Genomic DNA, 14,335 nt, shown 5'->3' with positions numbered 1-14,335 from the left:
GCAAAAATTGTAATGACTTACGAAAGGCATTCATAACTGCTCTCATAGACTGCCAAAATGGTCGGCAGCTACTTCAGAAACAAAAAGTTCATTTGCGGTATATGAATAGATTTCGCCTAAATCGCCAAATGCATCTACTGAATACCTAAGCTGATAACAATCGATCATATACCGTATTCCTCTGCAATCGTTACATCAACTTCATCAACAGAAAAGCCACGGTGCTAGAATGGACCGTTATTGCAATATCACCCAATGAAGATAGATCCTATCTAACATTTAGATAAGTGCGTGATAACTTAGATTCCTTGCAATTATTTAAGAGTAGATTATTAAAAAGCTCTTTCTTACTCGTATCAAAGGATAGTGTGACAAAATCCCCATAAGCTTCCACCTGAAGTTGGATCTGACCTTCTGTATAGATTAACTTCATACCCTTGACTTTCTGATAGGGGATGAATTGAATGAACCAATTGGTTCCCATAAAGCAATTCACTCCCTTGTGATTAATACCCATTGCTAAAAAAGTAGACAGAAAAGTCCCTACCGCAAGAAAGACTGTGACTAAGCCCAGAACTGACTGATCCTTACAGAACCAAGTCATCAGCCCTAGCAAGAATAATAAGGCTCCTCCATACCATGCTGTTTTAGGCATTTCGGCTTGGATTAAGTTCTTTTTTCTTCTATAGAGATTGAATCCAATTACAAATAGAAAAATAAAGTTCATAAATAAAATAGCAGACATCTATCTTCACTCCATTAATTATCACTATATTCATGCCACTTGACTAATAAGTGAATTAATCTTTCGTAATTGATGGCATGGTAGCATCGCTCCTTATCATCAAAACGATTGATTCAACATGTGTCGTCTTTGAGCTATAGATTGAAATAGATAGGGTACTTGTGCTCTTTTACTGACATTATAATTATTATTCAGATAACTTCCCTACTATAGAGTATCTAAATCAGTAGATGCGCCGCACATAAATATAGCCATCCTCAATATTGGAAGAATCAACAAAACCCATTTTTCTCCAAAAACTTCTTGCACCATTATTACTGAGTGCAACTGGAGCAGACACTCGATCCGCTCCATATTTATATTTTAGATACTTGAGACACATAGTTACTACTTTGCTGCCGATTCCTTTGCAACGATGCTTTTCATCAATATAAAAATTGATAATCTGGTAATTTCTTTCTCCCGTGTACAAAGAAACGAATCCAATTAAATTATTATCAGAATATACCGCATAAGGTTCAATATATTCATAATATAACCAAGCCTCAGCCAATGAATATAACACACTGTCTACATGATCTTCATTAATACACGGTGGTGTCAATGCAATACACTCGCTAAAATTTTCTTCTGTAATCGCACGCAAGTCAATCATTAAAAATTCCCTCTCTATCGCAAAACGGTAAAGTAAACTGCCCTTAAATTAAAGTTTAATTCGATTAAACTGTTGCAGCTTGTCCATTCTCATTTGACCACTGTTTCGCAGCCACCGACCTGTCCCTCATCCGAACTTTTATTTTGCCACCAGAAATCTTCTCTTAACCACCATTTTCTAAATTCAAAACAGGAGGTCGCCAGACATTCATCTAACAGCGATAACCCTGTCCTCATGCGGTTTATCTGTATTTGGTAAACTAAAAATCAGCCAAGTGGCAATTAAAAATCCAGCCACTCGACCAACAAAAGAGTCCACTGCCGCCCATAATACGATATCCTTTTAGTATACGACCACTGAAAGGATGGAATTAGAGGTGTTAACAGTGAACCAAATTTATGATATACGATTGAAGCACGACATGGAAGGGAAAAGTATCAGAAGCATTGCTAGGGAGACTGGTTTCGATCGCGACACAATTAGTAAATATGTCAATCAGGAAGATTTTAGCCCTGATGTCCCAATTAAACAGAAGCGAAGTCGCAAAACAGATCCCTATCGAGCACTTGTTAAGCAATGGCTCCTAGACGATTTTAAAGCCCCCAGGAAGCAAAGACATACCGCTCAAAGAGTCTATGACCGACTCCTTGAACTCCACGAACAAGGCGATTTGCTCTTAAAGGCTTCACCTAGGATCATTCGCTCTTTAGTGGCTGAATTAAGAGAAGAGGTCAAACAGGAGACAGTCGTCTACTTGCCTTTAGATCATCCAACAGGCGAGGCAAGTTGACTTTGGTGAACTTTCCTTTATATGGACTTTATCTAGTCACTCCAAACCACTCTGAAGAATACATATGATTCCAATTAAATATATTACAGATCTTTCCTCTCATAAACTTTCACAGTCAAGAACAATAATAAAGCAGATACCACTAGAACTATTAAAGCAGAAGATAGGATTAGAGTGGCTGGTTTTATTGATGATAGCCACCTTAATGCTCCTTGAATAAATGGGCTATTTGCTAATGTCCACCCAAACGTTATTAATACTAGAAAAATTATGATAGTAACATAACTCATGAATACAGGGCCAAAAATAATGTACAACAATTGATAACCTAAAATTAACAGGATAGCCATGACTACAGTTAAGAAAACTTCTTTTATACTATTGCCTTTTAAACTTGGAAGTATGCTGTTTAACAATATTATAATCGATAAGTTAACACCAACTTGTAAGAAATGAAAAATAGTTTTACTTACTACTACTTCAAAGCGGCTCACTGGCATACTTTGAATGAGGGCGTGATATTCATTTTTGTCTTCCAGACCATCGATATTTCGCATATTAAACATGGACAGCAGTAAGCCTAAAATTAAAGGTAATTGATCATTACTCACTACAAAGGAGACTAAGATAAGAATAATCAATGATAAAATTAATAGTTTTCGACTTACTATCCAATCTTTAACTAGTAATGCTCGCATTTAATTATCTCCCTTCAAGTGATAAATCATAATATCTTCCAATGACGCTGGTTCAATTAGAACCTTATCACCATAAATTTCTTGAAAACTTTTTGCATCTTCGCACAAACCAGCAAAGCCAGATTCTCTCTCTGTATAACCTATTAATAAGTCTCGCATCTCTGAATCCAGCAATTGAAGTGGACCCTTGATGAGATTGTAATTTTCAAGCAAATAATTTTTAGAATCCTGAATTAATAATCTTCCATCATTAATAAAGATAATATAATCCGCAATTTTTTCCAAATCGGCTAGGATATGGGTGGAGAATAATATCGTCTTTTCTTGATCTTGGATAATATCATACAGTAAGTCTAGAATCTCCAACCTTACGACTGGATCTAATCCAGATGTTGGCTCATCCAAGATGATCAGATCCGCATTATGGCTTAAAGCAACGGCTAATGAAAGTTTAACCTTCATACCTGTAGATAAATCTTTTACTTTTTTCTGCAAAGGCAGCTTAAAATCACGACAGAGAGAGTCGAATTTATCTTTATCCCATTTAGGATAAAAACCGTTAACTAAGTTACCAATAGAACAAACATTCAAATTTTCATAATAAATATTTTCAGCATAAACAAAACCTATTCGCTCACGTGCGGCTTTTCCTTCATTTTCATGATCATAGCCTAAAAGATCTATTTGTCCTGTATCCGCCTTAATCAAATCCATTATCAATTTAATGGTTGTTGATTTCCCAGCTCCATTGGGTCCTATAAATCCCGTAATATAGCCTTTTGGTATCCGTAAATTCTTTAAATCAATTTTAAAGTCACCAAGTGTTTTGGTAACATCTTTCATTTTTATCGCATATTGCATTTTTTATTCCTCCACTTTTTCACTGAACCGTTGAACTATTTCTTCAGAACTTAGGCCTATACTTTTTGCTTTTATAATAACTTGTTCGATACCCGCATCTATTTCTGCTAGAATTTTTCTTTCAATCAAATCAATATCCAAATCGGCTACATACGTTCCTTGACTTGGGATGGACATCAGAAATTTTTCTTGTTCTAAATTTTCGTATGCTTTTTTAACAGTAATAACACTGACTTCTAAATCTTTAGCCAACTGTCTAATAGATGGCAAACGTTCCTTTTCCTTTAATTCACCAGATATAATGTTACGCTTCATTTCTTTTATTATCTGTTCGTACAATGGGACTTTAGAAAATTTCGAAAGATTAATATTAATCATTTAACTTCTTTCCTTCACACTTTGTGTATATACTATATACACAGTATACGGATTTGGGTTTTCTGTGTCAAGATTTTTATTAATAAATAATGGAATCATAGAGCAACTTCGGCCTGAAAGAAAGCTTACTAAAGGATTAATACCCATTTGTCCTCGAATTGCATAAATGATTTATTTTTTTGTTCAATTTATCATATAAGAAAAAACCAGCGGTAAATTTACACCAAATAAATTCAAAAGAGACTATTTCTGCACATCATAAAAAGAGAGACACAGAACCATGCAATCCCCATTCTGATGCATCGTTCGAGGTCTCTCTTATTTTTCAACAACTATTATTCGGCTTGTTTTCAGTTTCACCTCAAAGCTATCTTCTTTAACTCTCACCTCATCCACCAACCGGTTGACTAAGCTCTCATCATACTCCTCTAGCTTAATATGCCGCCCCTTGAGGAAGGTTTTGATGTCTGCTAATCGCTTTCGCTTACTATTTTTCCACCGTATCACACCAATCGACCTGTTCCCACATTCCAACCACTATTTTCCCTCAGTAAATCATCTCCTAGATCAAAATTTCTACTTTCCAAGCCAAAAACGAGGTCCCTAGAAATTCAGTACATGCCTATGAACCCCGTCCTTATGCGATTTATCACTTAACTTTTTCAGCTAACGCATTTAGGAGAGTAGCTCACTGCGTTCGAACTCTCCTATAAAATCACCTACGCTCACGCTACGGAGCTGAGTCTGTAACTCACTACGTTCGAACAGACTCAAGCAATACGACGCACTCCACATGTGTCGATGTTAGGCTATGGATTGAAATAGATAGGTTGATTGCACTCTTTTGTTGACATTATAAGCGTCTTCCTACCAATAACTTGAAACTTTCATTAAAAAATCAAAATTAAATAAATATGGAACACACAATATGGCAAGTGCTCCTAAGATACAAATCATGAAAACACCAAGGGCATCTCTATTTTCTATTTCATCATTCTTTCTACAAGAAAAATATCCCTCTTATCTTATCTCTCAATGTCGGATTCTTGGTTCCATATACTTTATCCTTTCCGTAAAGCACAGATCTTATGAGAAATAGGATATAGGAAGCAAAAAATAGACTAAAACAATTAAAAGAATGACATCAATTATTTGTCGAATCATCTTATTCAGAACCTTCCTATTATTTATGTTATTTATGGAAGCTCGTACGCCTTCTTAATCTTAGCAATATCTTCCAAATACACCCATTCTTCAATATACCCGCATGTTGCACAAACGTAACGACTCACATTCACAGCCGAGAAGATTGTTGCGCCTGTCATAATATTATTCCCGGCGCCCCAAGCTCTGGATGTTCCGGGTACATAGATCAGATCCCCCACATTTTGGACATTTGCCTGTATTTTTCATAATTAATCCCTCCTTTGAGAAATTACATCACTGGATTAATGTAGCCCAGTTCCATCGCCTTATTATAGGCTTCAATTAAATTGCTGGCATCCAACTTACTATAAATATTAGTTAAATGATTATATAAAGTTCGTTCGCTAATATACAATTCCTTGGCTAGATCTTTCTTGCTTTGACCCTGGACGAGCTTTTGTAATAATTCAATCTCCCGAGGAGTTAGTGGATCAAGAATTTTCTCTGGTTGAGGTGCATTCATTCCATCTTTGGCTGCTTTAAGACGCATGACTAATTCATCAATTTCAACGGACTTATTGATAAAATCCTTAACGCCTAGTTCATAGGCGGTGGTTCGATAATTCGCTAAATCATAAGCTGTTAAGATGACAGCGGGTAATTCACACTGATTCTCCCTGAGTTGACGGACCACATCAAAACCAGTTAGATCGGCCTTAAGATTAATATCTATCAAGAGGAGATCGTATTCTTTGCTAGCTAGGAATTTATAGAACTGTTCAGGGTCACTGACATAATCGCATTGATCGATCTCTGTCTGGTCTTCTAACAATCGCTTTAAGCTCTGACCAAATAATTGGTGATCATCAAGAATTAATAGCTTCATGAGGACCTCCTTTCAGTAGAATCTTTGTGGTTAAAACATCGGCATTCAATTGGTAGTTAAGCTCGCCACTTTGTGTGTTCACAAGCATTTTCATCAACAGGACACCACGCTTCGATGCTTGAATTTCTTCAATATCTTGATCATCTGCTCCATCACTTTCCAATTCAATCAATATATCCTGTCCCACTTGTTGAATTTGGTAGGACAAATAAGTTCCTTGAGAATGCTTATAGATATTATTAATTAATTCTTTAGTCAAAATACACACTAATCGAACGGTTGCTTGATCCATTGATTGTGAGAGCGTGTCTTCAATTTGATATTGAATATCTAATTTTTTCTGAGGGTAAAGAACTCGAATTGATTGAAAGATCGTCAGCAAGTTATCTTCTAACTTCATGTTTTCGAAGAGATGGTTTTGGTAGAAATTCATGATATCACGCGCTTTTGCTTCTAATTGGGTTAACACCTCTTTGGTATAGGTAATATCTGGTGACTTTATCGCCAACAAATTCTTCGCCGCATAAATATCTTGAATCACTTCATCATGGATGAGGCGTGCAAATTCATTGCGATCTTGAGCCAAATAGTCTGACAAGTAGTAAATTTGATAGAGCTTTTCATAGGTATTTTCCTTCTCCTTGAGATAGAAGATGAGCCACTGCTCACACACCCAAAAAATTAAATGGATAAAAAGTTGAACCAAAGCCACTTCTAAATTCAATAAATAAATAATCAGCATCAAAAACAAAACAAAGAGGGAGGTAAAGATCTGGGTGGCCTTTTTAGATAGAGGCAAGAGGCTGAAGGTTCGAAGTCTTTCTCTTCTTAGATATTGACTTACAGTTACCCCCAGACTCGTAACAAGCCAAATGGTCGGATAAGGTACATCTTGTCTAAGCAGGACAGCCAAAGGTAAGAAAGATCCTATTAAACAGAACAGATCCTTATGACTAAAAGCCTGTCGACCCGATAAGCAGCCGTAGAAATAAATATAAAGCGTGCCAAATATAAGCATGGATAATAGATTCAATCCCACACCTTCAGAGAACAAGAGAGCTTGCCGATAGAGAAAGGCCCAATAAATGATGATCGAGGTATGAATTAAGCTAATGGCAGATAATTTTTTATACATAGGCTTAATAGTAGCTCCTTACAATTCGTTCAGTTGTTGTCAGATGATTTAGTATTAGAGTGGCTATGCCCATCATAATCACCTTAATTCCTAAATATAATTCTATCATAGGAATAGAGTGATAGATAATAAATGATACGATCATCAAAAATAGGATAAAGGCAATTGCCTTCATCTGAATCCCATTCAATCGATTAAGGTCTTCGGTGTACAGAATATAATAAGTGACCCAAAGACAAGCCAATGGCGCTAGTATCAGAAATGAAGCTCCAAACCACAATATCATTGTTAGATTATTTTGAATTAACGCACTAAAAACATAAACGCCTAAAGCAGGAATAAGTAATAAGAAGCTGGTCAGAAATAGAGTTGAGACATATTGTTTAACTAACGTCTGTTGGTCCACGCCATTGGCTAGCATAAATTCCGTTCGTTTACTTTGCTTGTCTCGTATAATTAATGACTTAGATAGTTCTGTCACGATGACCATGAATAAAAGAATAAGACCTTCGATCTTCATTAACATTGCCATCGGATCATGAGGTGGAGCCTGAATACTGCTTGACAGCCATACACCTAAGAAGGCGAAACCGGCTAAGACAAAAGCATTCCGATCCAGCAAGGAATTGATTTGGCTCTGGATGAGCTTCATGACCAAGTCCCCTCCTGTCTAATGACGGATTCATTGGTCAATTTGCTGAACTTAAGATAAGCTAACACTGCAAAAACCAAGACTAGACATCCGTTAACAGCAAGAATCATTATCGGTAAGGCGATCCGATGGGCATTCAAGAAGATTAAAAACGCTTTGGAATATGATCCGAGTAAAAAGATCAAAAGATTCAACGACGCAAACAGTAGGTACTTGAAAAATTTTAAGTTTTTTTGTTCCAGAGCCAATAGATTAAAGTATAATATCACCACATAAACCAAGGCAAATGTTGATAAGAAAAGTCCAAATGTATAAAGAAAGCTGAACTCATATATAGATAAGAAACCTATAGTCATTAAAAGCAAAAAAGGGATAATCATTGAAAAATAACACATCTGCCAACTGTAGGCTAAAACCAAATCTTTGACTTGTAGGCCTGATGCTAGGATAAACTCCAAGCGCAGACTCAACTTATCCTTCACCGTTAAGTCGACAATCATCGAATTCCCAAAGAGCAGGCTAATTCCCAACATCAGCATCCATTGCAATAAAACTAGGATGTCATTTCGTTGATCTCCTGGAAATACATCAAAGGCATAGATAACTCCATTGAACAAAATACAGAAAATGAGTGCTAATATCGTATTTCCACGATAATCCCGACTATGGAGTATATAATATTGACTTGCTTTATAGAGTCCTTCTTTACGGCTCATTTTAATCCCTCCTCAATAAATAAATCTTCTAGGCTCTCACCGTTAATCTCTTCCATCCGCTTGGTAAAAAGAATCTGTCCTTGCTTTATCATTGTGACGACATCGGCGACCTTTTCAATTTCATCCAGGTCATGAGATGTGATGACAATTGTTTTCCCATTTCTTTTGAGTAAGGCAATTAATTGGCGAATTTGTCGTCTAGAAATCGGATCCACGCCAGACGTTACTTCATCGAGAAAAATGATTCCTCTTTGCATCATCACAATGATTAATAAGGAGAGTTTCCGCTTCATACCCTTAGAGTAAGTCGAGACCTTACGGTCTAAATCATTTTTAATCTCTAAAAGTTCTGCACAATCTTCGTAACCATGGGGTTGGTAACCAAAATAAAGACCAAACAACTTTAGGTTTTCCAGTCCACTCTTATCCTCATAGAGGTAGTCATTTTCTAATAGCATGGCGTGGTCAGTTTTCACTTGAACTTCTCCTTGGTCTGGCTGATAGAGACCTGTCAAAATACGTAGCAGTGAGGTCTTCCCAGACCCATTTGGTCCTACAATAGCATGGACGGTATTTTGTTCAATTGAAAGTGAAAAGTTGTTGAAGAGAGCCTTGTTATTGAAATTCTTAGATAGATCCTTAACAGTGATGACATTCATGATGCTTCCTCCTTTAATTTTGTTTTCTTATTCTAGATTTATCATAAAGGAGGAACGAATAATTGGCATGAGTAATTTCTGCAAACATAGTCGGCCGGAGAAAAAGAGAGACACAGAACCATGCACTCCCCATTTTGATGTGCCGTTCGATGTCTCTCTTGTTTTTCTACTGATACAATTTGCTCTGTCTTAGGATTTATCTCAAGACTGCATTGAAAAACTATAAACTACTTTACAAATCCCCCTAAAGTTAGATTAATTGGTCTAACTTTAGGGGGAGCGATTTCACTTTGAGAGTAACAATCTCTACATAGCTTGGGAGTTCAGGAAGGATGACTTATTACTACTCATCTGAGTTACTGATCAACGCTTGTAATTCTTTGGTCAGCATTTAAAGGCCTTTAAGCGCTGCTATTTGATCACGCTTCGCATAAATTACTGCGATAATTTGAATTTCTCTTCATCAATCCATTTCACAAGCTGAGGCATTGTTTCGATAGACTGCATTTCAGCTTTAAGCAACCGAAGCATCTCTATCATTGTTAGCTGTTACTTTGTCTAGGAGTATTTTGCCATCTGTTGAAGCTTTAGCTGATAGAAGTTCTAATATTATTTGTTAAACTACTAGGGAAAAGGATAATTTTTCTTCACGATAAGCTTCTATTTTACACAGATCCTAATAGGTTAAATATTTCCTATTCGATAGAGATGTGCTACTATCGGTTTGCGTCATGTAAATTCATCCTTTCATTGTTTGTCGTACAGCTACAATGTTAACATTAAATTTACATGGCGTCTTTTTTTCACAATTGAGCGGCTAAGTTCTTTCTAAAATCCGCCAATATTATTTTGATAGAAATTTCCACCTATTTCTATCCAATTACTAGATTTTATACTCTCTATTTTTCCCTCATAAACAAGATGGCCTTTGTTTATAATTCCTACCCTATCAGCTATATGTTCTATTTCTGTTAGGATGTGACTGGAAATAAATACTGTTAGCCCTTTTACTTTTGCCAATCTAACAATTAATTCACGAATTTCATGAATGCCGGATGGATCGAGACCATTTGTTGGTTCATCTAAAAGTAAAATTTTTGGTTCTTTAACTAACGCAAACGCTAATGCAAGTCTTTGTTTCATCCCCAAAGAATAATCCCTAACCAATTTCTTTCTATTTTTTTCTTCAGTTAGTCCTACTAATTCTAAAGTTGGCCAAATATTACCTTCACTAAAACCAATCATTTTTTGAAATACTAATAGATTTTCGTAACCAGTTAAATTGGGATAATAAGATGGTTCTTCAATCATTGAACCAACTTGACTAAGGTAATCTTTATTTTTCTTTACATCTCTCCCATTTACTAGGATTTTTCCCGTAGTTGGTTCAATCAATGATAAAATCATTTTCATTATCGTAGTTTTTCCTGCTCCATTTGGCCCTAGAAAGCCATATATTTCACCACTTTTAACTGTAATTTTTTCTAATTTTACTGTTGTTACGTCGTTATAAACCTTTGTTAGGTTATGTAATTCAATTATGTTTTCCATGTATATAGTTCCTCCACTACACTCTCTCCAGAGAAAATTCCATTTATTTCATCAAATTAAAAGTTTATACCTTTGATTTGATGAAATTTCGATAATTAATATTTGTTTTCATAAGGTGTTCATGCTTATCTTTTATAACTTCTCCAGTTTCACTATCTATAAAAATTACTCCGTTGACATAATTAACGATATCAAGATGATGACTCACTATTAACATTGTCTTATCATAATACTTATCATTTTGTAGGACATTTTGGTAAATCTTATTTTTACTTTGTTCATCTAAATTACTAAATGCTTCATCCCATAAAATAATTGCATCTTTTTTCAAAAGGGATTTAGCTATAAGTATCTTTTGAATTTGTCCTCCTGAGAGATTTTTTCCTTGTTTCAGTAATTTTGAATAAATTTTATTTGGTAGCTGTTCAATAACTTCAGAAGCAGTTGTATCGTCCAATACTTGCGTGAGCAATTCTGCATCTTCAGACTTCCACTCCAAATTTTCTAAAACACTACCTTTTCTAAGAGTCATATTCTGAAGAACCACACTCAAAGAATCTTCAATTTTTTCTACTCCATAATTTAATTCTCCTTCGTATCTCAACACACCGGCAAGTAGTAAAAGAAGTGTAGACTTACCACTACCTGACTTACCTAGAATAGCCAATTTTTCCCCTTTATTTATTGTCAAATTCAGATTATTATATATTAATCGTGTACCATATGAAAAATTTAAGTGCTTTGCTCTTATTAAATACTCATCACTTTTCTTACTTGGGGTAACAATAGGATCAGTCTTTTTTAATAAATCTCCTTGTCTATCTGCATAGACATCTAATCGATTAATTTCAAAAACTGCACTTTTAACTTGTTCAATTGATGATATCAATAAAGAGATACTTGTTTGATACACCAACAAATCAGCAAGAGAAATTTGTATATAGTCCTTATAGTATGTTGCGATAATGATTATCATAGACAAACTAATATACTTAAAAATAATTCCAATAGACAGAGAAAAATTTTCTAATTTAAGAATTTGAGCATACTTGGAGGTAAGTTGTTTATTATGATGCTTCCAAGACTCAAGGGTCTTTTTCTCCTTCCTCATAATTTTAATATAATCAATATCGTCTAAATCTATCTGCAGTTCCGAATTAAAATCAATTAAATATTGTAAATATGTTTGATTATACTCATTTTGTCTCTGATAAACCATGACAGATACTATACCATAGACAACTATCATTGTAATCAAAACAAAAGTCAGCCGTACTGAAATCATCATTAAATATAGGAAAATAATAACCACAGAAATCAAACTTATACACGATGGGATAATTTTCAAAGTTACATTATCCCTAAGCGTTGACTTGATATTAACTTTTTCGGACACCCCTCCGCTTAGCTGATTTCTAAAATAAAGCAACGGCTTCTCCAATAAATTTTGAAACATCATGTTGCTATAATATTTATCGAAATCACAATTATACTTATCTAGCGCCCCATTTTTTATATAGTAACCTAATAGTTGAAAAATGACGACTGTACTTAATACTAGTATGTTTGAGACAACTTCGTGACTCTTCGTTAAAATCTGTCGTAGAACTACCGAAAACAATAATATACTGACTTGGATTAAGAGTAATGACATAAGAAATAAGCTAATCGACTTCAATCTTAAAGTTTTTTTGAAATACTTCCAAAAAATTGATTTATATTTGATTATTTGAAAATCTTTAGCTTTATTTACATCAACCATCGTTCCCGAATAATGTTTTAAAAACTCTTCATTGCTATATCTCAGACGCCCAATAGCAGGATCAACTATTGTAACTTGATTAAGGTTAATTTTTTCAAGCACAACAAAGTGATCATAATTCCAATGTAGAATTAGTCTTCTTTTATTTTCTTGATAAAATCTATACACCCCTTCAAAGGAAGCACGGTATGCTTTAATAGTTGTATGAAACCTATTATTTAACGATAATAAATATTCTAAATTTAATCCATCAGCAGGTAACGAATCTTTATCATAGATTTCATACAAAGGGACTTTGTATCCCAGATCGTTCAATAGCATTGCATAACATGCCAACAAGCAATCTTCTTCATTATTTTGTAAAATAATTTTCATTGCTACCCTTTTCCTTTATTATGTTATATACCAATCAAATTACTATTTGATATCGTAGCTGATTTTATATACTTACTATTAGCCATAATAATTCCAGCTATACCTGTAAACAGCCCTAACGATTCATAATTAGTTCCATGTCCACACATCCATCCCAACTCCAAGCCAAAACTATTTAACTTACAAAACTTATTTAACAAAAACGCTTGATTTATATCATTATTCAAATCAATTGAAACATCTTCTCTGATATAGTAAGAAAGTGCCAATAGATTTCCGCTTGTTCCATGGCACAACGTAAAATTAGTCATATCGATACCAATATTTTTTATATCATAAACTGCATGTTTGATATCTTCAATGAAAGTATTACATTCACTTTCAGATAGACAATTACTTTGTTGATGTATACGTAAAAATTTCAATCTAGAAATCAAAACACCCGTTGAGCCGTGACACCAATTAGCACTATGTGAATTATTTCTAATATCCAGCCATCCTTGATTTAACTTTCTCGAGATATCAAAAGCGATAGCTTTCGAAAATACTTTCTTTATTCTAGAGTCTCTAAATATGGCATATAATTCTAAAAGAGCTATTTCAATGCCTAGATTTCCATGAGCTAAACTAACATTTGGTCTATCCGATTTATCCCAGAATGTGCTTCCTTCATCATTGTGTCGAACGGTATTCAATAGAATATCCTTCATTTGAAGTAATTCCGGTTTCGTTTCTTTAATTAATTCGGGATTACAAAATATGTAATCTACTGCTCCAGCTATCCCATCTAATAAATCTGTACAATTATGTTGACATAGCAAATTACATATTTCTTTGACCTCTTTTGTAAATTTTAATGTATGAGTTATATTTAAAAAGTTTTCTATGCTTCGCATGGTTAAAAGCATTCCTAACTTCCCTAAAAACAAGGAATAATTTTCTCCATAAGAATTATAAGAAATTTTGAGAGTATTATATATTCTTACAATCGTTTCTTTTACTTGAATTCTTAAATGTTCATCTTTTAAAAGATCGTAACATTCTATAAGACTCAATGCTAATCCTGATATTCCATTATAAATAGAATAATTCATAGGCTCTAATTCCAAGTCATCAAAGTCTCCTACAGTTAAACTCAACCAATTTACTGTTCCATCTCTCTCAGAAACGACTTCTTTATCGAGGATATATCTAACAATTGTATCTAATCCTTCCTCTACTATTTCTTTGTTTATTGAATAATTTGAAAAAAGAGAAAATTTCTGGTGGATTTTAGAATGAACTTAGCCACTCAATTGTGAAAAAAAAAGACGCCATGTAAATTTC

16 protein-coding genes and 1 pseudogene are annotated in these 14,335 nt (G+C 34.5%); 1 reads left to right on the top strand and 16 read right to left on the bottom strand.

Annotation, left to right across the window (positions count from 1 at the left end):
• Positions 1–42 precede the first annotated feature (42 nt).
• The 3 genes from D3H64_RS10480 to D3H64_RS01870 form a co-directional block, all read right to left on the bottom strand.
• Entirely contained in the window at positions 43–168 is a 126-nt protein-coding gene (locus D3H64_RS10480; protein WP_121564300.1) for an addiction module toxin RelE, read from the bottom strand.
• Between the two features lie 100 nt (positions 169–268).
• The gene (locus D3H64_RS01875) at positions 269–745 is read right to left on the bottom strand and encodes a hypothetical protein (protein ID WP_121564298.1); all 477 of its coding nucleotides are present in this window, start codon (positions 743–745) and stop codon (positions 269–271) included.
• Positions 746–968: 223 nt separating this feature from the next.
• The gene (locus D3H64_RS01870; protein WP_121564296.1) at positions 969–1,400 is read right to left on the bottom strand and encodes a GNAT family N-acetyltransferase; all 432 of its coding nucleotides are present in this window, start codon (positions 1,398–1,400) and stop codon (positions 969–971) included.
• A gap of 376 nt (positions 1,401–1,776) precedes the next feature.
• Here D3H64_RS01870 and D3H64_RS01865 point away from each other — a divergent pair, with 376 nt between their 5' ends.
• The gene (locus tag D3H64_RS01865; protein WP_121564294.1) at positions 1,777–2,190 is read left to right on the top strand and encodes a hypothetical protein; all 414 of its coding nucleotides are present in this window, start codon (positions 1,777–1,779) and stop codon (positions 2,188–2,190) included.
• 83 nt (positions 2,191–2,273) lie between these two features.
• Here the strand turns inward: D3H64_RS01865 and D3H64_RS01860 are convergent, their stop codons facing one another.
• From D3H64_RS01860 to D3H64_RS01800, 13 genes and pseudogenes are all read right to left on the bottom strand, one after another.
• Complete coding sequence (locus D3H64_RS01860) at positions 2,274–2,888, bottom strand: ABC-2 transporter permease (RefSeq protein WP_121564292.1); 615 nt, start codon at positions 2,886–2,888, stop codon at positions 2,274–2,276.
• Positions 2,889–3,749, bottom strand: coding sequence for an ABC transporter ATP-binding protein (locus D3H64_RS01855; protein WP_121564290.1), 861 nt, complete (start codon positions 3,747–3,749; stop codon positions 2,889–2,891).
• A gap of 3 nt (positions 3,750–3,752) precedes the next feature.
• Entirely contained in the window at positions 3,753–4,127 is a 375-nt protein-coding gene (locus D3H64_RS01850) for a GntR family transcriptional regulator (protein WP_121564288.1), read from the bottom strand.
• Between the two features lie 318 nt (positions 4,128–4,445).
• Positions 4,446–4,634 (bottom strand): hypothetical protein, encoded by a 189-nt coding sequence (locus D3H64_RS01845; protein ID WP_147429884.1) that lies wholly within the window; start codon positions 4,632–4,634, stop codon positions 4,446–4,448.
• Between the two features lie 689 nt (positions 4,635–5,323).
• Positions 5,324–5,452 carry a hypothetical protein gene (locus D3H64_RS10475; protein WP_255420992.1) on the bottom strand — a complete coding sequence of 43 codons (129 nt, stop codon included), beginning with the start codon at positions 5,450–5,452 and terminating at the stop codon, positions 5,324–5,326.
• A gap of 110 nt (positions 5,453–5,562) precedes the next feature.
• Entirely contained in the window at positions 5,563–6,159 is a 597-nt protein-coding gene (locus tag D3H64_RS01835) for a response regulator (RefSeq protein WP_121564284.1), read from the bottom strand.
• Complete coding sequence (locus D3H64_RS01830; protein ID WP_121564282.1) at positions 6,140–7,294, bottom strand: hypothetical protein; 1,155 nt, start codon at positions 7,292–7,294, stop codon at positions 6,140–6,142. Before D3H64_RS01830 ends, D3H64_RS01835 begins: the two co-directional genes overlap by 20 nt.
• A gap of 4 nt (positions 7,295–7,298) precedes the next feature.
• Complete coding sequence (locus tag D3H64_RS01825) at positions 7,299–7,946, bottom strand: hypothetical protein (protein WP_121564280.1); 648 nt, start codon at positions 7,944–7,946, stop codon at positions 7,299–7,301.
• Positions 7,943–8,662, bottom strand: a complete 720-nt coding sequence (locus D3H64_RS01820; RefSeq protein WP_121564278.1) for a hypothetical protein — start codon at positions 8,660–8,662, stop codon at positions 7,943–7,945. Before D3H64_RS01820 ends, D3H64_RS01825 begins: the two co-directional genes overlap by 4 nt.
• Entirely contained in the window at positions 8,659–9,321 is a 663-nt protein-coding gene (locus tag D3H64_RS01815) for an ABC transporter ATP-binding protein (RefSeq protein ID WP_121564276.1), read from the bottom strand. The genes D3H64_RS01820 and D3H64_RS01815 overlap by 4 nt, the downstream gene beginning before the upstream one ends.
• An 840-nt stretch (positions 9,322–10,161) precedes the next feature.
• Positions 10,162–10,872: pseudogene (locus D3H64_RS01810) on the bottom strand (ABC transporter ATP-binding protein); the annotation flags it as partial.
• Positions 10,873–10,936: 64 nt separating this feature from the next.
• Positions 10,937–13,009 carry a cysteine peptidase family C39 domain-containing protein gene (locus D3H64_RS01805; RefSeq protein ID WP_121564274.1) on the bottom strand — a complete coding sequence of 691 codons (2,073 nt, stop codon included), beginning with the start codon at positions 13,007–13,009 and terminating at the stop codon, positions 10,937–10,939.
• Positions 13,010–13,032: 23 nt separating this feature from the next.
• On the bottom strand, positions 13,033–14,118 hold the full coding sequence (locus tag D3H64_RS01800) for a lanthionine synthetase LanC family protein (RefSeq protein WP_158589195.1): 1,086 nt from the start codon (positions 14,116–14,118) through the stop codon (positions 13,033–13,035).
• Positions 14,119–14,335 lie beyond the last annotated feature (217 nt).

It is taken from the genome of Atopobacter sp. AH10 (assembly GCF_003664595.1).
In the GTDB taxonomy this organism is placed as follows: Bacteria; Bacillota; Bacilli; order Lactobacillales; family Aerococcaceae; genus Atopobacter.
This window is presented reverse-complemented; position numbering and strand designations above follow the sequence as displayed.